Genomic DNA, 24378 nt, shown 5'->3' with positions numbered 1-24378 from the left:
CAATAATTAAGTAATAAAGTTTTGGGGGCTTTTTTTTAATCGATTTTTTTCAAAATCTCGTAAATAGATTCTTTTCCAAAAGGTTTCAGAATAAAACCGCTTATAAAAGGATAATTAGCCAGTTGCTCCTGATCGCTTTTGCTCGTAGAGGAGCTGACAATAAAAATCTTGGTTCGTTTGATGAAGTCTGTACTATTTTCAAGTACATCCATTAACTCCCAACCAGTCATAAATGGCATATTGATATCCACAAAGAGTATGGGTGGCATCAGCGACTGGCAGATGTCATTGTTATCCAAAAAATCCAATGCATCCAGTGCATTTTTGAAGGAATGAAAGTCAATCTCATAGTCGGTAAATCCCTGTAGCATATGGCCGAAAATAGTACGTAAAATGGCATTATCATCAATGAGAATGATCGTTCTTTTAGTTTCAGGAGTCATGGTCTTTTTGATTAATAATGTTTTCATCGTGTCAATAAACCTCATCTTTGTCGTTGATTGACATCGCAGTTTTTCTTTTACTCTTTTACTTGTGAGATCACGCTGTCCAGGATCTTAGCAGTTATTTTCTACGAACAGGATTGAACGCTATTTTTTATAGTTGTATCAGCGGATTTTTATATGCTTTTTCTAAAAATTTGACATAAAAGGTACTACCCGAATCGATTTTACTTTGTACATCGATCTTTCCGCCCAATGATTCGATCTGATATCTTATGAGAAACAATCCGACACCTTTAGTCTCAAATCCACGGTGAAAAACCTTTTTGAACATAAACAGCTCAGATTTGTATTTTGGTAGGTTAATACCCAGCCCGTTGTCTTTAACCGTTAATAAGGTTCCTTCTTGTTCCAGATGCGTATGTATTTCGATCCTAGGGGCTCTATCTTTTGCCGTAAATCGGAGTGCATTACTCAGGAGATTGCTTAAGATACTTTCCAGGTAAATCTTAGGATAATAAATATCTTTTACATTGAATTCGATGGAAATAGTCGCATTTTTTTGCTGTATTTCTTCCAGAAATTGCTGTTGCACTTTTTTGAATACATCGAGAAAATTACATTGCTCGTAAATCAGTGAATTGTTTGATTTGATATCAAGTATACCCCCCAAATCATGTAATGTTTCAGTCAGGTTGTCACTGCTAATATCCAGAAGGTTCATAAAATCTGCTTTTATTTTTTCGTCATCAGTTACCTTGATTTCGTCAATAAGCATCTGTATATTACTGAGTGGGCCCTTTAGATCATGAGCGAGGATGTTAGCAAATTCTTCCAGTTGTCGTATTTTGGTTTCAAGATCTATTTTGACTAGATCCGATTCAATCTTTTGCCTCTTTAGAATTTCTATATTCTTTTTTGATTCGGAAATATCCTGCACCTGGACGATCAGAAATTGTGCGGTATTGGCATTATCAAAAACTGCCGCAACCGTTACAGAACACCATACAAAATGTCCTAATTTATGTAAATAGCGTTTTTGAAGCGTAAATGCTTCAATTTCGCCCCTGACAAGTTTTTCTCTAAGTTCAACATCTTTATCTATATCGTCTGGGTGTGTTCGATCAGTAAACTTGGTTGTCGACATTTCTTCATGAGAATAACCAAGAATTTTGGTTAACATGTTATTGGATTCTATGCAGTAACCTTCGAGGCTTGTCAAAGATATTCCCAGACCAGATAAATAAAATGCTTGATTAAATTTGTGTTCATTGAATTTACTCTTTTCATTGGACTCGACTTGTTTTGTAATGTCGGAAATAACCAGGGCTACCCGGTTCAGCGCCCTATGTATAGGTTTTATCTGTAAACGGTACCATTTGTCTTTGTGCTCTTTTAAATTGGATTGAAAATCCATCTTAAGTTCGCGGTCCAATTTTAATGAACTTTGTATTAATTGAAGAGCGGGCACTGCAAGATCAGGTGGGAAAAGCTCCGTGAGGCTCTTATTTAGAAATTCTTCTGGCGTATAGAACAATAGATCCGGATTGTTGGTCCAGTAGTTTTTAAATACTCCAGTATCGGTTACTTCGAATACAAGATCATTCAATGAGGCAACAAGCAATTGAAGTTGGTGTTGTTTATCTTCTAGGACACGATTTTTATTGACCAATTTCGATACATCAATAAATGAGATTGAAAGACCTTTTTTATTGTCTTCTATAGTAAGATGAACATTGAATTGATACCATCTAAACTCTTGATCCTTTTTTCTTCCTAGGATAATTTCATTTTGGTTTTGGTTTTTGGAAAGAGCACTAAAAAATGGCGTTTCTGTAGGCGATAGTTCCGAAAGATCATCTGCTGAGTAAAATGTAATTAAATCATGTAGTTTGTTGGTGGTTGCCGTACTTTCGAGGTCTAAAAGCTCTTGTGCGCGTTTGTTAAACAGTAGAATAGTGCCATCATCGGTGGTCGTGATTAATCCCTCCAACCTTGTATTTACAGTTTGGTCAGAAAGCACAGATAAAGAGTCCCGTTGCAGATGCATTATCTAACAATGTTTAGGGTTAATTTTCTCATTTATAAGCATAAGTGGCCTATCAGCCCCTATTTGCAAAATTGGTAACTTTTACCCCAAAATAATAAATAAATATTAAAATATGTAACTTTTTGTATAAATTGCTAGCAAGCAGATTGTTATGTAGGCATAGTAATCTGCCTGCTGGTGTTTTACATGTTCTGTACCGAGGAACGTATGTTTAATTCTTCATTTTTTCGAGCCAAATCCAGTTAAACCAAAGTGGCTGTAGTTCTTTACTTTTAAAGGTTACGATATATTTTCCGGGCTTATCGAATTTAAATTTGCCGATGCGGTTTTCGACAAATTCTTCTGTGTAGTTGTTTTCATTGGGCTCGACCACCATTTTGTTTGTAGGAGCAAAACTTCCTTGCAACCGCTGATTGGCAGTACTGACTTCAAAAACACTGTTTTGTTTATTGGGATTATGTGCTGAAAAATCGAGTGAGTAGACGCCTGCTTCAGGGATGGTTACCTCCCAATCGATCTTCGTATCACCCGTCAGGATCGCATGCGTTGGATTTTTGCCGTTATAGCGTACAATTTTGAGTCCTTGGTTGAGGCTATTGGTTGATTTCAACGAAAAGCCACCAAAGGTTGATTCCGGGATTGTATTTTTGTCCAATTCTAGCGGGCTGTTAAAAGTCAATTTAACTTCTGAAACATAATGATCAGGTTGCGCGTCAGGTAATTGGATATGGATTAGACTGAGACTTTGATCAAATTTTAGCGCCGTAGATACACTTCCGTTCATCAGGGAAACCTGTTCTGGGGTCGATTTGATTCCTGTAATCCGAAGTGTATGATCTAAGGGCCAATTAAAGACGTGCGCATATACGACTGTTTTTTGCCCTTCTTTTTTGGTCGTGAGGTAACCCCAATCGAAATGGTTGTTTTTTAGATCAAGGCCGGTGCTGCCATAGATGCCCTCTCCATAACTGTTTAGCCAATCTCCGACTTCGTGCAGACGACTGACACTTTCGTAGGGAACTGTTCCATTGGCACGTGGCCCGATATTTAAGGTGAAGCCCCCGTTGAGACTTACATTGGAGATCAACGATTGGAAAATTTGACTGGTTGATTTCCATTCATTCTCCTGACCGTTGTAACCCCATGAATGGGCAATCGTCCCAGGGGTTTCCCATGGATGGTTAATGTAATTGCTGCCAAATTGGTTATCTCCTAATGTCTCAAAATCCACGTTCTCCGCATCCGTAGGAAGACCTAGACGTGAATTAATCAAGCAATTAGGCTGTAGTTCACGGATCAGTTTGACAACTTGCAGTAATTGTTCTTTTTTTATGATCGACTTTTGATAAGGGATCCACATGTCGAACCATATCAAGGCAATGTCGCCATAGTTGGTCATCAGTTCGCGAAGTTGAGGGATAACTTTCTCCTGCCAATATTGATTGTATTGGGCATCGGTAACATGTCCCGACAGCTCCTGTTGATGATTCCAGCCGTATGGATGTTCCCAGTCAATCCAATGGGAATAGTAAAAACCTAATTTCATGCCGTGCTTTCTACAAGCCTCTGCGATATCTTTGATGACATCCCGATTGGAACCACTCAATTTTGGGAGGCTATAATGACCAACTTTTGTGTCCCAAAGGGCAACACCATCATGATGTTTGGCGGTGATGATGATATATTTCATCCCAGCCTCTTTTGCTAGAAGAACCCATTGCTCAGGATCTATTTTACTCCAGTCGAAACGTTTTGCCAAGGTACCGTATTCTTCTTTGGAGACGCGGTTGCGATATCTTAACCACTCGGCATAGTTATTCATATAACGCAAAGGTTCGCCCTTCCACATGCCTTCAGCTGCACTGTACAGCCCCCAATGAATGAACATGCCAAAGCGGGCATCTTTAAACCATGAGGCTTTTTCAGAAGTTTGTGCAAATATTTTGGCCGAAATACTGAATAGCAATAATGACAGAATCAGTAGTCGCTTGATTGATGGTATCATAAAGGTTGTTCTGTTTTTTGACTTACAAGATAGGCAAAAAATCGAATATCGATCCTTAAATTGGGTTTTGAAGTGGCTCTGAAGGATAAAATGTCGTCTGTAAAAAAGTGAAAACCCCTCGTATTTAAACGAAGGGTCTTTGTTTAGTATGAAGCTTTAACGCGATTATTTCAAGTTAAAGGCCTGGATAATCTTTTTAAAAACTGCTGTATTGTTGTAGATGCCAATAAAATTTTGCGCACCGGGTCCATAAGCAAAGACAGGTACCATAATATTGGTATGGTCATCGCTACTGAAATTGCCCCTAACAGTTCCCTTTTTATAATTGGCATCCAACAGGGAAAGTCCGCCAGTTTCGTGATCTGCAGTGACAATGACGAGTGTTTCACCATCTTGGTCCGCAAATTTTAGGGCTTCCCCGACAAGCCGATCAAAGTCATGTTGTTCGGTAACAACATAGGGAAGATCGTTGGCATGGGCTCCATAGTCAATTTGTGCACCCTCGGCCATGATAAAGAAGCCATTTTTATTTTTAGACAAAAGCTCAATCGTTTTTGAGAGGGAAGTTTTTAGCATTTCTCCCCGTCCATCGAGTATTCTTCGTGTCGCAGAATCCGCCAGGAGTACGAGCTGTTTGCCTGATGTCGCTTTTTCAAAATCACCTAAATTTTGCTGAAGCTGATACCCTTTTTCGGTCAGTTGCTTCATCAGCGTGTTATCCTTGTTGTTGAGGAAGCTTTCGCGACGGGATCCAACTAAGATATCCACATGGCTATTTTTGAAATCTGCCGCAATTTCCTGTGACATGGTCCGATCGATCTGATGTGCGTAAAATGCAGCCGGAGTGGCATCTGTAATATCTCCCGCACTGATTATACCGCTTTTGATCCCGTGTTGAGCAAGTGTATCAGGAATAGCGCTCAACAATTTACCGTCTGCATCCACGCCAATGTAACGGTTATTGGTTTTATGTCCAGTAGCCAAAGCTGTCCCGCCCGCAGCGGAGTCGGTAAAATCCGAATTGGATGCTTCGGTGCGTGAAAGACCAATATGTTTCATATTGATGATATTGGACTGACCAAAATTGGCACTTAAACCCGCTTGTATTTGAGCCAATCCCATGCCATCACCAATAAGTAAAATAACGTTCTTAACCTTGCTCGTTGCACCATCATTTTTATAGGTTGGCTGATAGGGAACGTAGGCCTTTGGATTTTCGTATTCGACTTTAGCGTTGTTTAAATAGAAATTCTTAAGCGCAGTAGGATGGTCTGTATTGATCCAGTCTACCCCCATGTGACCAAGTTCTTTCCAACTATTGGGACTGTCTTTGGTTGCCCAGAAACGAAAGGTTTTCCCCAATTTATGCGCTTTGTCTATCACAGATTTCATCTTTTCAAGGTCGGGTGGAGTAGGTGTCCCTTTGCCATTCCAGACAGAATACTGCTTAATATCCTGACTGATCATCCCAATATGTTTGAGCTGTGCCGGCGTATAATCTTTTTCCGGCCGGCCATCAAAATAAATCATCGATGGATAATTGTCGAACTTTTCCGGCGGCGGGATTTCACCGCTGACGACAATTTTAATGGCGGAAGGATTTTTCTGCTGGTCGAATATAGATTCGTTGCCCTTCAAATCGGCCAACAATTTAGACAATACCTGTTCGTAATTTTCTTTGATATCAATCACGAGCTGCAAGGTCTGCTCAGGTTTGGCATAAGGTTTATTGCCGTTCTCCTTAAAGAAAGCAATTAAAGGGTCGATGTAAAGTTTTTTTAACGTCTTCCCTGGTTTGATTTCGCTGCTTTCATGGGCGACGTAAAGCTCTCCATTGCGATAGAAGACGTCCGCTTCGATAGAGCCCATTCCAGCATAGTAAGCCTCCAACAGCGGGATTTGCTGTTTGTAATCATTGTGGCTGTGACCTGCATTGGCAGTCAGTTTCTGTTGTGCAGAAACTGACTGAATGCTTAGGCCGGCAAATAGCAGCCACATTAATTTATTGTTTTTTACCATCCTGCATTTTGTTTAATGACGCCGGAACTGTTGTCGATCTCGCGTTGTGGAACTGCCCAAACATCATGTACTTGCGGATTGAAATTTCTAGCCGGCCAAATTACAGCACCATCGAAATCGTGTAAAGGTTTGGCATAGGTAGCTTGCGCATCGCCCCATCTGACCAAATCACGGTGACGGTCTGCCCATTCACCAGCAAGCTCATTGCGGCGCTCGCGTTTTAGGTCTACAAGAGTCATTCCGCTTTTTGCTATTAAACCAGCTCTCTTCCTAATTTTATTTAATTCAGTATCACCGGCTCCAGCCCCATTTAAATTAATGGCGGCCTCAGCTTTAATCAATAATACTTCGGCATAACGCATCAATGGTACATTGAGGTCTGTTGTTCCGTTGTCGCCATTTGGATTAACGTGTGTTGGAATAGGGTTGGCGTATGAAAATGGTTCCATATACTTTTTGAACTGGTAGTTCGAAGTCGCACCACCGTCTTTTGTAAATGTACGTTCTTCGCCAAAAAACTGGAATTTATCCCCTGGTTTCAAGATTGTTGCTTCACGACGCAAGTCACCTGTTTCAAAAGAATCGTAAAGTTCTTTTGTCGGTAGATAGTAGCCCCAGCCGTTGTAGATTCCCCAAGCTTTATTGGTAAGCATAACACCTGGAAGTTTGCTGCCCCAGCCAGTACCACCACCATTTGGCGTACAGACCACCGACCAAATATATTCTTTGGACCAGTTGTTAGCCGCCTTAAACACATCCACAAAATTGGTCAATAAATCATGTTTGCCCGAACTGATCACCATATCCGCGTACTTCGCAGCATTGGTATAATCTTTTTTGTACAGATATACTTTTGATAAATAGGCCCATGCAGCTGTTTTGTGCGCTTTACCATAATCGGTATCCTTCATCTCAGAAAAATAAGGAAGGTTGTCGGCCGCTTTTAATAGTAGTGAAATGATATAATCGTAGTTTTCGTTAACGTTGTTGGCTCTAGCTACAGGAACAGAAGCATCTGTTTCAGGCGTAACAATAGGCACACCCGCCTTGTCGTTACCATAGTTTGCCGCTAATTGAAAATAAACCAGACCTGCATTGAAATAGGCATCGCCAATGATCTGTTTTTTTCGCGCTTCATCCATGCTTATATTGGGAACATTGATAATAATATCGTTGGCCCTCTTTATAATCGCATAACGCATGCTCCATTGAGATTCTGTATAACCACCACCGATGTAATTGCGGTTGAAGTTTTTAATATTGTCGGCTTCGGGCTTGTTACGTCCTGTCACCATGTCGTCACTGGCATTAATAAACCAAAACATCCCGCGACCGTAATAATCCTCTTCATTGTACTTTTCGTACATCCCGGCTTCTGCTTTGATCGCATCTTGTTCCGTTTTCCAGAAATTCTGTGCGGAGGGAGAACCCTCTGGTGTTATATCTAATTGTTTATTGCACGATGCAAAAAGTGCTACTGCTGCTATTGCAAGGTATTTTATATTCGTTTTCATCGTTTTATTTTTTTTATGGCTGATGAGTATAAATCATCGGCTTTTTTTAGATTAAAAATTGACATTTAAACCAACAATAAAGCTTCGGGCTTGTGGGTAACGTCCCACGTCGAGACCATTGTTATCCATTCCAATTTCTGGGTCAAAACCTGTATATTTCGTAATGGTAAATAGGTTGTTGGCCGTTGCATAAACACGTACGTTGCCCATCTTAAATTTGTTTGCAATTGATTTTGGTAAGGTATAGCCTAATGTAACGTTACGAATGCGGAGGTAGGAACCATTTTCGATGTAAAAATCAGACGCATTGAAATTGCCATTTGCATCTGAAGTGGAGATGATCGGCACTTTACCGTTTGGATTTTCTGGAGACCAGGCGTCCAAAATGCCCGTTAACTTATTGTAAGAAGGTCCACTCGCACTATACGTTGTTCTTTTGATAGCGTTGAAAAGCTTGTTGCCTTGAACGCCCTGAGCAAAAATATTAAAATCAAAATCCTTATAATTCGCATTAAAGCTCAATCCATAGGAGAAATCTGGATATGCACTGCCCGCAAAATAACGATCTTCAGGTCCGATTGAACCATTGCCATCGATATCTACAAATTTGAAATCTCCCGCTTTTGCATTAGGCTGAATTTTTTGTCCATTGGCATTTTTGTAATTATCAGCTTCGGCCTGGCTCTGAAAGATACCATCTGTTTTTAGTACATAGTAGCTGTAGAGCGGTTGACCGACGGTAATAGAGAGTGGGGCTAACTCATTTCTGAAATTAGTACCCACAGCAATGGTGTTCAAGCCCGGTGCTAATTCTTCAACCTTGTTATTTAATTTGGTTAAGGTTGCGTTGATGGAATAAGTAAAGTCGGAATTTTTTGAACTACTGTACGTTAATCCCAGCTCAATTCCTCTGTCTTTGACTAAACCCGCGTTGATCGTTTGACTATTTAAACCTGCTGTACCTGGCAGTGATCTGGTCAGGATCATTTTATTTGTTTCCTTAATAAAGTAATCGGCGACTAAGTTAAAATGGTTGAAAATTCCCAAATCTACACCTATATTGGTCTGCTTACTTTCTGCCCAAGTGAGGTTCTTGTTGGCCAAAATCGTTTGTACGTATCCTTTTTGTAAGGTCGGTGTTTGGCCGAAATAACTTTGTGTCGATGCTAGTAGCGGGTTAACAGCTGCAGCTGACAAACTACCGAGATTACCTAAAATACCATAGCTACCGCGTAATTTTAATTGATCTAACCAGGTTACTGATTTTAAAAACTCTTCTTTACTGATTACCCATCCTGCTGAAGCAGAAGCGTAGTTTTTAAATCTATTTTCTTTTGTCAACATGGATGAACCATCTCGTCTACCAATCAACGATAGTAAATACTTGTCGTTATAACTGTAGTTTGCTCTTAAGAATAGCGATGATATTGCTGTTGAAGCATAGCCACTTTCCGAAGGTTGAATGGTATTCGCATTTGTTAAATAACGGTATTGTTTGGACTCATCGTCAAAACCTGCTCCGGAAGTATATAGATAGGTATTCTTTGTTTTTTGAAAAGTATAACCACCAGTTAGGTCAAGTTGATGCTTGTCGAAAGAAGTTTTGTAATTTAAAACTTGTTCTGCAAGGATATCATTTGCATCATCAGCTCGTTCAACTAGACTATTGCTCAAAACCGGTTTACCTATTTCAGGACGTCTTGGTGTAAAGCTTTTAAATCGAGCATTCGATTTAGTAATACTTAAATTAGATCTGAATGTTAAGCCTTTTGCCAATTGGATGCTAGCATAAGGATTGACAACAAGGACATTGACCGGATTGTTGATGTCGATGCGCATCAGTTCCGCAACAGGATTAATGATATCACCGTAATCGCCAGGGAATGGACCCGGTAGACCAGCAAAGCTTCCATCTGCATTGTAAGGGGTTCCATTAGTTGGATAATAAATGGCAGAAAGTAGGGCTCCTGTATAGTCACTGCTGGTATTGGCGCCATTTCCATTGGTACTGCTATAGGATAAGTTTTCACCAACTTTCAACCAAGGGGTAAGTTGATGTTCTGAATTTATACGGAAATTATAGCGTTTGGTTTTGGTATTCAATACAATACCCTCGGCGTTGCGGTAATTAAAACTCAGGTAAAAGTTAGACTTTTCGCTACCACCATTAATTGCAGCATTGTAATCCTGTAGTGTCGCGTTTCTAAAAACTTCATCCATCCAGTTTGTTTTGGTGACTAAACCTTCTGGGTATTTGGTCGGATCAAAAGCAGGTAGGATAGTTGTTCCACCATTTTGAGCGGCTGTAGCAGCTACTTGTGCACGTTGTTCGGCGTTTAAAGGCTGTAATTTTCGCCATGCACTTTGTTGACCTAACTTGGCATCAACGCTAATTTGCATCTGTCCTTTTTTTCCTTTTTTAGTGGTGATCAATACCACACCACCGGAAGCTCTCGCTCCATAGATCGCTGCCGATGCGTCTTTAAGGACCGAAATGGATTCGATATCGTTTGGATTGAGCTGTGGGGTGCCTAGGAAAATTGAACCGTCAATAACGTAGAGTACACTTTCGCCATTGATACCACCGGCGCCTCTGATATTGATACGTGGCGTTGCAGTTGGGTCACCACCTTCATTCGTAACAATAACACCTGGTGATTTACCGGCCAATACTTCGCCAACACTGTTGACAGATCTAGACGATAATTTGTCAAGTGATACCAAGCTGACAGCACCTGTTAATGTTTCTTTTTTCTGGGTTCCATATCCCACTACAACAACTTCTGATAAGGTCGAACGCTCTTCGCTTAGCGTTACATTTATAACTTCATTTTCACCAACAGAAACATCTTTAGAATGGAATCCGACCATCGAAAAGGAAAGTACGGCTTGCGGTCCTGCTTCGATACGGAATGCACCTTTTATATCTGTTGTGGTCCCAACCTGCGTACCTACTACTTTTACAGAAACACCCGCAATTGCAGCCCCTGTTGTATCTCTTACAAAACCGGTAACGATTCGGTCTGCCTTGATGTTTGCTTGTGTGTTCAGGATTACATAGTCCTCTTTTTCCACTGCATTGATTCCAAGCTTATTCAAGAGGGAGCGAACGGGTTCAGTTTTAAAGCTGCCGCTTAAGATTGTGTTCCGTTCTTGCAATAGATCGGGATTGTAAACAAAATGAAGGCCCGAAAGACTTTCGATTTTGTGGAGAATCACATCGAGTTTTTCGCCCTTGCTTATTTTGATGTTTACGCTGCTTTTGTCCAAACGTTGGGCCATGCTTGGGGAGGCCATCAATGAACTGCAGAATACTGAAGTAATCGAAAATGCGATGCAGGGATACTTCATGATCCGGTAAAAAGAGAATTCTCTCTTGAATGCAGGTGTTTTCATTTTTTTGTAATAATTAGGTAATGAATTACGCATGGTGACTAAGATGTTTTAGGTAAATTTTTAGACATTATTTGTGGATTTTAAATACTTTATCCTTTTCAATCGTACTGTACTTAAGGTGATGTAGGCTGCAGATAATATCCAGTATTTCTGCTGGATTTTGTGTGCTATTGAATGTGGCTGTTGTTTTTAGAGACCTAAGCGATGTATCCTTTAAGATAATTTCAATGTTGTAGATATATTCCAGTTTTTTTGCGACCTCTTGGAGGTTTGTTCCATCAAACGCTATGGCGACAGCGGTATTTTTTTCTACTACGCTACGCGAAGATTGTGCGGTTTCTTTGCTGTAACGTAAACTCTGGTTTTTGGTTAATATACCCAAGATTTTATCTTGTTGCTGTACCGCAACCTTACCGGTAGCAACAGTGACTTCGACTTGGTCGGAAGCCTGATAGGCTTTTATCCGAAAGGAGGTACCCAATACTTTAACCGCTAGCTTGGATGCAAGCTGTACCTGAAATGGGTGTTGCTCGTCGTGGGCAATATCAAAGAAAGCTTCCCCTTCAGTAAGTGCTATTTCACGGATATTTCCCCTGAATTTACTTGGATAGCTGATTTTTGAAGATGGTTCCATGATAATTTCCGAACCATCTGCCAATACAATCTTTTTATGTTCACCTGCAAGGGTTGTCGTGACGATCTGCGCAGATGGTGCGATAGGTTGATTATTTACTTTCCAATAAAGAAGTCCTATAGAAGCAATCATTAAAATAGCGGCCGCTATTTTGAATACAGGTGAATACAGCAGGGAAGGTCGTTTATTTTCCTTTTCTGAAATACCGGACTGGATATTGGCCAATAATTGTTCGCGCAGTGCTGCCTTGCGTTCCTGCGGAATTTTTTTTGATGCGTTATCCAGTTGGGCGTACCAATCTTCGACTTGTTTAATCTCGGCGGCGCTGGCCTCTCCATTTAAATATTTTTGCAGTAGCTGCTTTGCTTTTTCTTCCATCATTTGAATACATGTCACTTCAAATGGGAATTGGTACTAGTCGAAAATATTAGGAGTATATTAATTTATTGTTAACACTCAAAAAAATGTAGGAACTGCCTAAGAGAGGCTTTTTTTGAGCAGTTTCATGGCCGAGGTAATTTGATTCTTGACGGTTTGTACCGATACATTCAGCTCGCTCGCAATTTCCTTGATTGATTTTTCTTGCTTGCGGCTCATTGTGACGACCAGTCGCATACGTTCGGGAAGCTGCATCAACGCTTCTTCAACTTTTTGCTGCGCATCTTTTAGGATCAGCAGGTCGTCCGCTGAATCCGCATATTGTTGGTTCATTAAAGTCGCTAGTTCGGCTTTGTGTCCATCTTTAACTGTCGTATTCCGAAAATGGTTGATTACTTTGAATTTTACAGCCCCATGTAGATAGGCTGCAAGGCCACCAGATATGATGACCTGTTCACGGTTTTCCCACAGCGAAATGAAGATTTCCTGGGTAATGTCCTGAGCCACATTTTCGTCACCTATTTTCTTAAAAGCTGCATCAAATATGGCTTCCCAATACAGATTAAAAATCTGTTCCATGGCAAAGTGGTCACCTCGCTTTAATGATGCTATCAATAATTCGCTCACAAGATCAGTTTTAATTGGACAAAGCTAATAACTCAGTATTCCTTTAAAGTTAATAAATCTTAAAGAGTATATTTTGTCTGTTATAAATTAATCTTGGCAATTTGAGCTGAAATTGAGCGGTATATTTTTATTCTTTATACTCCTCGCCCGTAGCAATGTCTATAAAATAGTTCTCATTCTGATTGTGCTCATTTTTATGTTGTACCCAACCGTTGGGATTGATGGTCATGTAGCTTTTGTTGCCGATTCGTTGTTTTGTCTTATTGTTGTATAAAGTATAGCGACCATCTTTATGCTCCTGTAATGCGAAGATTTGTCGTTTACCATCTAAGGTTTCAATATGTTCGAAATCGGGGTTTATATCCCAAGTCTTTGCACTTGAATTCCATAGGCCTTTTGTAGGTTCCAGATCACCTCGTTTTACATCAATTAAATAAAGATCTTCTGATGAATCGATGTATTTTATTTTTCCGGTCTTCCAATTCTTTTCCATGGCATTCGAGGTGAGTAACATGTGTTTGTCTGGCCACACCAAATTACCCACCTGATCCAGGATATAGAAATTCGGGGCTTTGATGGTGTCCAATAAGTTGCCATCTTTATCTATATATAGCCAATCATAAGCCCAGATCGCATGATCGTAGTTAAATCTGCCCAGAATAAAATAGGGCGAATTAGTCACCGAATAAACTAAGGATATTTCTTTTAGAAAGGCAATCTGTGTCGCATTGGCTTGTCTAATTTGTTTTGGAAAAGCTTTGTCGTATTGTGGAAAGGCATATATAGTCCCTGTATTATTGTCCTTTAGTAGTTTGGGGATTGTTGGGCTGTAGCGCTCCTGATTGATGGAATCGAGCTGTATGACCTCATTTTTCCAAAGAAGGTCTATTTTGTCAATGCCTGTCAAAGCGGATAAAACCTTTTTTTTGCTTTGAATATCAAGGATGGCAAAACTGTTTGCTGATGCTGGAATATAACGACCGTTTTCCAAGGGCATTTCAATGTGTTCTTCTATTTTCTTAAGTTTTTGATCTTTTAGCAGATACAGGTTTCCATTGAGGATCAGGTGCTTGTCGTCTAAGGGGTAAGTTGCAAGGTTATACTCGTTCTCATCGTAAGGAATATCTTTTTTCAACAGGACCTGATTGCTTTCCAATACCCGTATTTCGAGCTTAACATAAGTAGCTGTTTTCTTGATATAACTGCTTAGGATATTCCAGTTCCATTTCCAGAAGGGCAATTTCTTTTCATATTCCTGACGTTTCATTACGAGAGTCAGCTGTTTGAGGTCTAAGAGCTGTAAATCTGCGTCGGAATAATGTTCGATAAATTCACCTTTGCTGTTAATGATCCCTGTTTGATCCTTTTCATTGGCTACCAGTGCATATCCTGTGGACCTGAACGGCTGAGCCCAATGGAACTCTTGGGATAGCTTCTTATGGAATGCACTGTCGACATAGACAAACTGCTTGTTTTTGGTTTGATAGGGAATCCATTTAACCCGGTCATTTTTTGTGATTATGGCGGATTCCTGTGCACATGCTGTGATACATAGCATAGCTGTTATACTTAGTAATACTGATTTGATCATCCTTTTTTTCTATAAATTGAACCTGTTTGTTTGCAACTCGCATGTTATTGCAATTGCTCTCGTTGATCGAGGCCGAATGCGAATCGTACACGCTCTGAAACGCGTTGGTTTCGAAGCTAAAGTAGTGGAAAACAAGCTTTGGAAAAATAGCCGATTTCAGTGATTATCTTGACGGCAATCAGGAGAGATTTAGTGTAATGAAAGTGAAATGGAATACCGTATATTGTAAGTTATAGCCTGTTGGAATATAATATTAACCGTTGATTGGACAGATGATATCGGGAAGGAGCAGCGCTAATTTTGGGGTTGAGCCGATTAAATTGGTTAATCGGCTCAAATTTCGCTTATTGTTGAGCCGATTAGTGTGATCACTTTTTAGTAACCGGAACCAAAATAACCTCCCCTTTGTTGGTTTGGTACCAGTATTTGTTGCCCCGGTCATCTTCGAAATCATGGTTTACTCGCGACTTGTCAACCTTTCTGAAGCTTTTTACATCAGGGCCATTGAATATTTTATTTCCAATGAAAATGTGGTTCGCGTCTTTTGCTACAGCGAACTTGAGAACCTCGAAGGTTTTCGGATCTGCTTCGGCAAATAATTGTTGCTCGTAATAGACATGATTTTTGTCGCGCGACCAAAGGACTTTTCCATTTGCCCCTTCCAATAGCTCGAAACTTTCGGCATCGACCGCTGCATATTCAAATTGCTTACCCGAGATAATCACCAATTGGTCAATGATTACTGTCTTATCATTAAGGAATTTTATGTTGTTTGATGAAGGAAGTTCGATCTCCAGTATACCGATGTTTTGATAAGGCTCGTAGTAGAGCAGTATTCGGTCATTCAGTAGTAGATAGGCTATATTGAGAGCCTTAACGTTCTCTGTTTTATAGTGGAGCGGAAGAATCGCTTTGTCTGTTACTACGAAAAGCTGATTTTTATCTTTTACAAAATTACTGTTAACTACGTTGAATGAAGCATAGTCGACGTTCAGCGGTTGATACCTATAAAAGTAATGTGCTTTATCTTTAGCTAGTGCTGGAAGTTGATGATATAATGTTGTATAAGTTGCAGGATCTGCTCTTTCGATAATGGTGAGCTGATTTTGGCTACACGTTGAAGTAGGCGAAGCAAAACCTTCAAACTTGAATACATGCTCCTGATCGATTGGAATGTTGTTTTTCAGTTGAAATGTCTTTACATCGACCAGCTCTTGCGGGCATCCCATAAAATAGACGTGATCTTTATCGCGGGCATAGACCTCTTTGATCACAGCAAAACTTGCCAGATCGGCAACCATCTTTCTCGAACCTCGTTCAAAGCCGTTTCCGCCCGGTATAAAATAAATCGCACCGCTCTTTTTGTAGTAATCTTCAGACAAAGGACTCACTTGCTCTTTGCAGGAAAAGAGCAGGCCTATCAAAGCACTTATTATTCCCATTTTTAAGATATTTTTCATACTCGCCAACGTTATACTTTATCGCAATTATTGCTTATTCATTGATGTAACGCACCGCAAAATCGATCCAGTCTGTAATAGATTCATCCAGATAGATATCGGGCTGTATACCTATATTGTCAATCGGATATTGCGGTAAACGGGTAGATCGGTAGGTTGGCAAAAGGAGCTGGTAGTTGTCGCAACCAAATTTGAACTCACGTATAGAGCCATAGTCAAGGGCACCCATACTCGGGGTTCCCATGATTTTTACTTTTTTGCTCTGGCGGGAACTGAATAAAAAATTCTCCGCTGAACTGGCTACATTTCTATTGGCTAGGATAATGACCTGTTGCGGACTCTTTTTATTAAGGACAATCGTATCTATGATCACCTTCTTGTCACCATACAGTACAAATTTTCCGATATTCTCCCTGTATTCCCGCAGATCTTCGTCAATTCTTTTTACTTCATTCAGAGAATCCTGCTTGATATTTTTGATGGCATAATCACGCAACCCATTGACTAAGGTCTGTGTCGCAAAAAACTCAACACTCATAATCCGGATCGGGTTAGTTAAGATATAGGGCAACAGGGGCTGGTATACATCGTCCGTTCCACCACCGTTGTTTCGTACATCTATAATAAGTCCTTTACTGCTTTCGATCTTTTCTTTGTTTTTTTCGATCAGCTCTTTGAAAGGGGCTATGTTTTCATACCCGAAGCTTGAGATCTTAATATAAAATATATCGGGACTGATCGATTTTGAACTTATTTCCTCTTCTGGTTCTGCTTTTGGGTTTTCGGTACTTGTCTGTGGAGCATTTTTCTTTTTGGAAAGATCATCTAAGACAATGTGTTCATCCTGGAAGAAGTCAAGATATTCCTGCAAAAGTCGCATACAGCTCCCATTTGAAACCAGCAAGCTTTTCTTCGTCAATATATTTTTTTTAGCTTGATACAGGTCCTTATTCTGCTTGGTTTTTTCTGGAAAACCAGGGTACTCGCTCTCTATTTTTACAATTAATTGCTTAAGTGCCTGTGAGCAGTTGCAGGTGGTTTGACCATATATTGGTCGAACAAAGAAAACAAGACAAAAGATGAGGAATAATTTGGTATTGGTCATGGATATCGTTGTTAAAATTAATGCAATTAAAGAAATAGCGTATTTTCTGATAGCTTAATAATTGAATAGCCTAAAAATAGTAGAAATATATAATTGATTCGTGAGTTGTTTACAATTCGCAGCATATATTTATAATGTGTAAAAGCTGGAAATAAATGGTCGTGTGTCTATGTACAGGCCGGTATCCTTTATTTAAAACTTTAATGATAAATAATATTTTGATTTGGTTTTGTTTATTTATATATTTGTATATATAAACTATATTAATGTATTCTATTTTGTTTTTCTTTTAATGGGAAAACAAAGTGTTTGCTCTGTCTATATTGCCAGTGACGGTGAAACACTTTTTCGCTAAATGAATGATTTGAATACATGTTGATTTAAATGCTGGTATTTCCTGAAAAGCCAAGGGGCGAACGTCTATATGTAGTAATGTGTTAACCCCTCTTTAGTCTCCTTGGTTGTAATACTGTTTTTTTACAATAAAGTATTGATTATTTGCAATAATGATCTGTAACAGTCTGATCTGTTGGGGTAATTTATTGTGCCAAATTTTTAATCTTAAATCATTTAGTATGGAAATTAATAGCCAATTAATTATCGATAGGCTTTCTCAGCGTATGGATCTCGATCGTGCCTATCTTTTTAAATATCAGTTTCTCGGGCAGGATCATTATCATTTGCTTCTTGCGCTCAAGCATGTGAGCGGGCTTTCACCGAAGGTATTAAAACCTATTGTGGAATTATGTTTAATGGACCAGAAGAATATTTCCTTTGAGCTGGTGCCAATTGCTGAAATGCTCAGTAAAGTCAAAGTGGGCAGCCTGTATTATTCCTATGCCTCCCTACCCGAAAATACCATATATCAGGCTAGTAGCAAAAAGAACCCACCCCTTCAAGCGAAAGAACTAAAAAGTGTCCTAGAAATAGCTGATGAATATTACCAGAAGCTCTTGCCTATTTCAGCGGGATTCCTACAGGGGGCTGAAACATTTGGTCAGCAGGGGAACTATCAAAGGGCTGTATTTATGTTACATCAAAGTATGGAAAATCATTTGCGTTTTTTACAGCTAATGATTGACGGAAAAGCCAATAATGTACATCATGTTAATAACAGAATTAAAAGCCTCAATGAACATTTTTCCATGTTAAGGGAGTCCATTGTCGGAAAGGATGAGGAAGAAAAGAAACGTTTTAGATTATTGGACAGCGCCTTTGATGCGGTGAAACAAAACAAGGATCTCGAAATCTCCGCCTTTGACGCCTCCTGGCTTTATGAGCATTGCAAGTTTGTTCTTTATACGATTGAACAGCTGTACCTGAGTTTTATGGAAGGCCTTATAGCGGGCCATGAAAAATTGTTGGCAATAGCGGAACAAAAAGTCGCGAATAAAAACGTCGAAGTTGCAGTAGGTAATCTGGCGGCGAAGGACGCTGCATTATCGAATGCTACGGCCTCGCAGTTTCATGCATTTCCTTGGCCGGAGCGGTATGAGACAGATATACTTCATGTGCTGGCTCAGATTCGTCAGGAGAATAATCCCGAACAAATGATGCTGCTCAATTATTACGTCAGCGATGCGCATGGGAAAGGACTTTTTCATTTTCCACCGCAGGAAAATGAAAAGGCAGAAATCTACCTTGCAGTAATAAAAAAGAAAATAGGTCACTGTCATTTTCGAAAAATCGTTTATGGTGGAGTTACTGCAATTGTAGCTTTTATGAGTACAGATTTCCTGGCAACAAAACTGGATCTGGGCAGCCGTTTCTCCCATACCATCTGGAATGAATCTGTTGTTGTTTACCGTCGTCCGAGTTATAAACCGACGTATTCCGTTTCTCCGATCAATTGGCATGATACATTGTTTAAGACATCCATTTCATGGACACGCAATTCAAAACTCATGCAGGATCTGCTAGGTGTATTTGCTTTTGAAGGACTTGCTAGTCCACAATTGGCTGTATTATTTTTAAATCAATTGACTTCAATTGGACTATACAGTTATCTCTACCTACGGATCGGTTATGCCCCAATGAATGTGACGATAGCCGATCTGGTGGACTGGACCTGTATCTGTGATAAAAAGGTTAAGGAGTTTTTTACCGCCAGAGGTGATGTAGAAGAAATATTGAATGCAGAGTTATTAAAACAGATGAAAGGGCGGGTCTATGAGCTTCCTTCACAATTAGCTCAGCTTGATATGGACTACTTTAGGTCAAAAGCGAGAGAAATTACAGATTTCTTTGTCGATTTGTGCGACCGAAGTATAAAATATATGGAAGTGAAATCTGAAGGTAAATTAAACGAAGTGATATGATGGGAATTGGCTTTAACTGCATTACGACGGATGCTAAGATCCGTTCAGCCGAAAAAATACTTCCAAAAAGAAATTCTAGTGAACCTCTTGTAATTCCTTGGGAAGATGGATTTATAGGGAGAATGACTCCGCGCTACCTGAGCAAATATTATGCTGATGATGAGATTCCATTTATGGAACGAGAGAATATTGTTATTCAGGTCCGACCGTATCCACCAAAATATGAACTTAAGTTAAAAAAGTTCTCGGGTACTACGGTTAAAGTCGAACTGACTACGGAACACCTCGGCATTAATTGTTCTTGTAGCGACGATGTAACAGGGCTTTGCGTACACGAAGCAACCCTGTTATCGAATAAATTACTGGATAGTTGCCCCAATTATTTAAAGGGCCTATATCGGGCTGAAATCAATAATTTGCCACTATGGAAGAAAAAAATCGTGCCATTTAAGGTCTGTGAGAACTATTCTTATGCGGAGTTAACTGTAGAAATGAATAATGAATATGGACGATTTTATCGTTTAGCTCCTAATGATTATGAGAGTGGACTTCGTCTGCCTGCACGTAACTTGGAAGGATATCTCGATTTACAGCGAAACGATGAAGTATGTTTTTTTGTTACAATAAATTTTTCCGCTTTTGGTCTGCCTGTTTTTTTCCCTTTTCATTATAAATTTAAACGCTCTCGTTCCTTTTCGCACTCTTATCTATTGGACGAAAGTAACTTGAAGATGTCTTTAAATTCTTATGATCAGTATCTGGAATTGTTCAGTCGTCGATTTGCCGCCCTCCTTAATGAAGATAAAATACTTCGGGAAGAGAAGAAGGATCTAATCAGTGAAGATATCAACTACTTCGAGCGGAAACAATGGGAAATTATACAGGTATGGCGTGATTTACTGGAGGATCCTCCGTTTCCAGTTAAATTACGTTTTGCCGAAACATTTAAACGCTATCGATTTGCACATCAGATTAATTTGAAAAATTCGAGAGTGCTGGGTGCTGCTACATTAAATAAAGCACAGGGGGATTTGCAGCTCAAAGTCGAAATTGATGATCAGGATCAATATCTGAAAATGCGAATTTGTCTCTATTACAGAAACCAGCTAATAGATTGTCCTGAGTTTTTGGGGGATGAAAATTGTTTCTTTCTGAAAATATCTAACGAGGAAATTTTATTTATTGATAACCTGACCCAGGTTGGAGTATTGCAAAAGTTTAGACAATGGAAATATAGATTGACTGTCTTTAAAGAGAATTATCATACCTTCTTGAACGATTATCTGATACCCCTATCAAAAATAGCGGAGCTTGTCATCTTAAATAGGGTAGGGGAAAATATGACAATTCCTCAAGTCTTTAAGCCGTTTAAAAAAATAGCTACTATTTCTGTAATTGACCAATTCCTTTGTATAGCGGCTTTTGCCGAATATGAGAAAGAGGGTAGGTTTTTGTTAAACTCCAGTAGCAATTTGATTTTAGGGGAGAGACAGAATCAATTGGCATATTTTGAAAGGGATAAGCTCGAAGAACAGGTTTTTCAGGAATTTGTTAAAACACAACATCCGATTCTTAAGGAGACAGCATTAGAAAATAACTGGTTGATTCCTTTGAAAGAAATTGAAAATACCACTTGGCTATTTGATTTCATGGAAAGCTGCTCTCTCAATGAAATTTCGTTAGAAATTGACCATCTTCAGCAAGGTAGCGCATACTATCCTTTCCCTCTAAATTGTACTGTACGTAATATCCGTCTGGAAAATAACCTATGTTCAATTCTACTGGGGCCGAAATTTGGAAGACACACAATTTCAATGGATGAATTTGAGGATTTGATTATGGGAACAGATAAAGTTTTTACTCTTACTGAAGGGGCTTTTGGCATTATACGCCGCGCTGACCGAGAAATCTTCAGGCCATTGTTTTTAGGAGGAAGAAGAGAAGAAGATTGTTTTGTCTTAAATACAATTCAACTTGTGTCTATGCAGAAGGTTTTGGATAAAATAGATAAAAAAATTATTCAGGACAGTATTCGGGAACGTCGTGAAAAACTCGCAGCTTTGGATGAAATCCCTCTTTTGGAAATCCCTAGAAGCTTAAAAGCGCAATTACGACCTTATCAGCAGGTAGGTTTCAGCTGGCTCACTTTTTTGAATGAATTTCAGTGGGGCGGCCTTTTGGCTGATGATATGGGTTTAGGGAAAACATTGCAGATTATAACAGTGCTGGAATACTTTTATCAACAGCATTCTACAGGAAAATCTGCTTTAGTGGTTGTCCCGAACTCTCTTTTGTTCAATTGGGAAAATGAATATAAAAAGTTCGCCCCCTATCGAAAAATAGAAATCTATCATGGGAAACACCGGGAAGCATTTATTTTTGAAGAGGAAGGCACTGTAGTTCTTACGACATATGGAACGATGTTGACTGATGCGGCGTATTTAACCAGTTTAGACTTTAGCTATCTGATTATGGACGAATCCCAAGCCGTCAAGAACCGTAATTCGAAGCGTTTTGAGGTGCTGTCAATGGTTAAGGCCGATTACCGTGTAGCGATGACAGGAACGCCAGTTGAAAACGGTATACAAGATATTTATGCGCAAATGTCTTTAGTTAATCCTGGTTTCTTTGGAGATTATCGAAATTTTAATAAGGCATATAAGGGTGTCAAAGAGGTAGATATGGTTCAAGAGACGACTTCTAGCCTCCAAAAGATGATCCAACCTTTTATTCTTCGGCGTACAAAAAAACAGGTTGCTTTGGACCTTCCTGAAAAGACCGAAACAATTCTCTATATGGATATGCTTCCAGAGCAAAGGAAAATATACGATAAGGTCAGAAAAATATTCAAGGGAGAGATTGAAAATAATCTGAATAGCGCTGATTCCACGAAATCCAAATTTTTAGCGATCGAGGCGCTGCAAAAACTACGGCAGCTTTGCAACTCCCCCATTCTGATGAAAGATGGCGGCTTCGGTCATGAATCTATTAAATTGGATTTTATTGATGAGATCATGGATGAAGTAGCTCCAAATCATAAGATTCTTCTCTTTTCGGCGTATACTTCCATGCTTAAGCTGGTGGCTCAACGAATCGAAAATAAGGGAATAGCTTATGTCTACCTTGATGGTAAGATGAATCAAGATCAGCGGCAAAATGCGGTCGAAAGATTTCAGAACGAGGACGAATGCCGTGTGTTTCTCATTAGCCTTAAAGCGGGAGGAACCGGCTTAAATCTAACGGCTGCCGACTATGTCTATATTTTGGATCCCTGGTGGAATCCTGCTGCCGAAGCACAGGCGATAGATCGTTGTTATCGAATAGGGCAAGAAAAGCATGTGATGGCTTATAAGATTGTTTGTCGGGATTCCGTTGAGGAGCACATCTTAGCCCTTCAAGAAAGTAAAAAACGAATATCCGAAGGACTGATTTTAGATGAGGCTAATCTAATGAAATCGATCAGTAAAGATGAGCTGCTTAAATTATTTGAATAACCAATTGTACACTATAATGATCAAAAAAGTATCTCCACAAAAAGCATCCTATGGGGGAATGATGTTTTCGCACGATTTTCAACTATGGTACACCTATCTAAAACGGAGAATAGAAAAGGGCTGGAGACCTGAAGAACTGTCGTTCTTGGTTGGTAGACCTGATCATGCCTATTTAGACTTTGAAAAAATGTATCAGGTACGAAGTTTTTTGACCCAGGAATCGATCTTGCTGGATCGAATATACATGAGCTCATGCATTGAACCGATGGAATTCAATCGCGAAAGATATGAAGTTACCGAAGAACGTCTCGTCCGTCTTCATATTGAAGAGGACGAGGTCAGGTGGCATTATTCTATCGAAATTCCTTGGCGGTTTGTCTCGCAAAAAAAGTCTTCAATTGCATTGCAATTTGAGGAATGGAAAGCTGAAAAAGATGTCCAGCTTGAATCGGATGCGATGTTACATGTGCGCCAAAAGATTGAAGGGCTATTGGATCTGGAGTTCTTTGGGCATGGTGCAGCTCCTTGGCAACTGTTTCGGAAAGTTAAGGAAACGGGACAGGTTCATCTCCAGATTTATCCAAGGCATTTGAAAAATGTGCTGTATGGACTCATTCAGCAAAACAGGTTGGTCGTCAGAAATGTGGAAGGAAGGTATTCTTTTTATCCTGTTGATAGAAAGGAGGAGCATGCAAAATTTAATTAATGATATTGGCAGAGAGAGATTTCGCGCAGAATTTTCCATGTACTATGCGGGTATTATTTATCTCCTGATATTAAATCGGATCAGCTGCGGTTTTACCCGTGAAGAAATGGCTTTCTTAATGGGACAAGAGCAAACCTATGTTAAGGAAATGGAAGAACTTAAAATCCCAGCCGGAAATCTTGAAGTTATGGTGCATCTCAGTTGGGTATTTAATCGTAGGGGTATAGATATCAGTAGATTTGACAATAAATCTAGCTATCAGTTTGAGTTGACGATTTGGGAAGAAAAGGCTATTCGATATTATCAAATGGAATATTTTATCAATTCCGTTGAAACTATGACTTTTTTTCAATTAATGGAGGAAATCAGGGTAGAAGATTCAGCCCAAGCTGAACAGTTCGCATGCGATTGCATGGTAGTGGAAATCGTTTTGGGTAAGCTTATCGAGATGGATTATTTTAAGAAATATAGAACACCGCTTGAACTATGGCGTTATGCGGAAAAGTATCTGGGAGAAAAAATTTGCATAAAAAGCTTGATGCATGAAATTGGCGTGTTCGTAGGAAAGAAAGGGAGTGCACCGCTGCGGAAAACTAAAGCCAAGAGTTTTGGCTTACGCTATATCGCACATAAATAAA

Annotated in this window: 15 protein-coding genes; 4 read left to right on the top strand and 11 right to left on the bottom strand. The window is 39.6% G+C overall.

Features of this window, described 5'->3' with window-relative positions:
- Positions 1-35: 35 nt before the first annotated feature.
- From B3E92_RS06310 to B3E92_RS06260, 11 genes are all read right to left on the bottom strand, one after another.
- Positions 36-470, bottom strand: a complete 435-nt coding sequence (locus B3E92_RS06310; protein ID WP_159332726.1) for a response regulator — start codon at positions 468-470, stop codon at positions 36-38.
- 127 nt (positions 471-597) lie between these two features.
- The gene (locus tag B3E92_RS06305; protein WP_286775371.1) at positions 598-2493 is read right to left on the bottom strand and encodes a sensor histidine kinase; all 1896 of its coding nucleotides are present in this window, start codon (positions 2491-2493) and stop codon (positions 598-600) included.
- Positions 2494-2704: 211 nt separating this feature from the next.
- Positions 2705-4498 carry an alpha-L-fucosidase gene (locus B3E92_RS06300; RefSeq protein ID WP_239468797.1) on the bottom strand — a complete coding sequence of 598 codons (1794 nt, stop codon included), beginning with the start codon at positions 4496-4498 and terminating at the stop codon, positions 2705-2707.
- Positions 4499-4663: 165 nt separating this feature from the next.
- A complete protein-coding gene (locus B3E92_RS06295) occupies positions 4664-6517 on the bottom strand; it encodes an alkaline phosphatase (protein WP_112373852.1) in 1854 nt (617 codons plus the stop codon).
- Positions 6511-8031: a RagB/SusD family nutrient uptake outer membrane protein gene (locus B3E92_RS06290; RefSeq protein ID WP_075994630.1), complete on the bottom strand. Its 1521-nt coding sequence runs from the start codon at positions 8029-8031 to the stop codon at positions 6511-6513. The genes B3E92_RS06295 and B3E92_RS06290 overlap by 7 nt, the downstream gene beginning before the upstream one ends.
- 51 nt (positions 8032-8082) lie before the next feature.
- Positions 8083-11427, bottom strand: coding sequence for a SusC/RagA family TonB-linked outer membrane protein (locus B3E92_RS06285; protein WP_286709380.1), 3345 nt, complete (start codon positions 11425-11427; stop codon positions 8083-8085).
- Positions 11428-11494: 67 nt separating this feature from the next.
- Positions 11495-12442 carry a FecR family protein gene (locus tag B3E92_RS06280; protein WP_088160186.1) on the bottom strand — a complete coding sequence of 316 codons (948 nt, stop codon included), beginning with the start codon at positions 12440-12442 and terminating at the stop codon, positions 11495-11497.
- A gap of 96 nt (positions 12443-12538) precedes the next feature.
- Entirely contained in the window at positions 12539-13066 is a 528-nt protein-coding gene (locus B3E92_RS06275; RefSeq protein WP_075991001.1) for an RNA polymerase sigma-70 factor, read from the bottom strand.
- Between the two features lie 127 nt (positions 13067-13193).
- The gene (locus B3E92_RS06270) at positions 13194-14657 is read right to left on the bottom strand and encodes a hypothetical protein (protein WP_286895913.1); all 1464 of its coding nucleotides are present in this window, start codon (positions 14655-14657) and stop codon (positions 13194-13196) included.
- 368 nt (positions 14658-15025) lie between these two features.
- Positions 15026-16117, bottom strand: coding sequence for a DKNYY domain-containing protein (locus tag B3E92_RS06265; protein WP_088160188.1), 1092 nt, complete (start codon positions 16115-16117; stop codon positions 15026-15028).
- Positions 16118-16151: 34 nt separating this feature from the next.
- Complete coding sequence (locus B3E92_RS06260) at positions 16152-17222, bottom strand: S41 family peptidase (protein WP_286895911.1); 1071 nt, start codon at positions 17220-17222, stop codon at positions 16152-16154.
- 575 nt (positions 17223-17797) lie between these two features.
- Between B3E92_RS06260 and B3E92_RS06255 the strand changes: the two genes are divergently transcribed.
- From B3E92_RS06255 to B3E92_RS06240, 4 genes are read left to right on the top strand one after another with little or no spacing between them, the layout of a single operon-like run.
- Positions 17798-19540, top strand: a complete 1743-nt coding sequence (locus tag B3E92_RS06255) for a hypothetical protein (protein WP_286895909.1) — start codon at positions 17798-17800, stop codon at positions 19538-19540.
- The gene (locus B3E92_RS06250; protein WP_145328898.1) at positions 19537-23034 is read left to right on the top strand and encodes a DEAD/DEAH box helicase; all 3498 of its coding nucleotides are present in this window, start codon (positions 19537-19539) and stop codon (positions 23032-23034) included. The genes B3E92_RS06255 and B3E92_RS06250 overlap by 4 nt, the downstream gene beginning before the upstream one ends.
- A gap of 16 nt (positions 23035-23050) precedes the next feature.
- Positions 23051-23740 (top strand): hypothetical protein, encoded by a 690-nt coding sequence (locus tag B3E92_RS06245; RefSeq protein WP_145328896.1) that lies wholly within the window; start codon positions 23051-23053, stop codon positions 23738-23740.
- Entirely contained in the window at positions 23724-24377 is a 654-nt protein-coding gene (locus B3E92_RS06240; protein ID WP_286895907.1) for a hypothetical protein, read from the top strand. The genes B3E92_RS06245 and B3E92_RS06240 overlap by 17 nt, the downstream gene beginning before the upstream one ends.
- Position 24378: the final 1 nt, after the last annotated feature.

Source organism: Sphingobacterium sp. UBA6317, from assembly GCF_002440385.1.
Taxonomy (GTDB): Bacteria; Bacteroidota; Bacteroidia; order Sphingobacteriales; family Sphingobacteriaceae; genus Sphingobacterium; species Sphingobacterium multivorum.
Note: the sequence above shows the minus strand (reverse complement) of the source record. Positions and strands in the feature narration are given on the sequence as shown.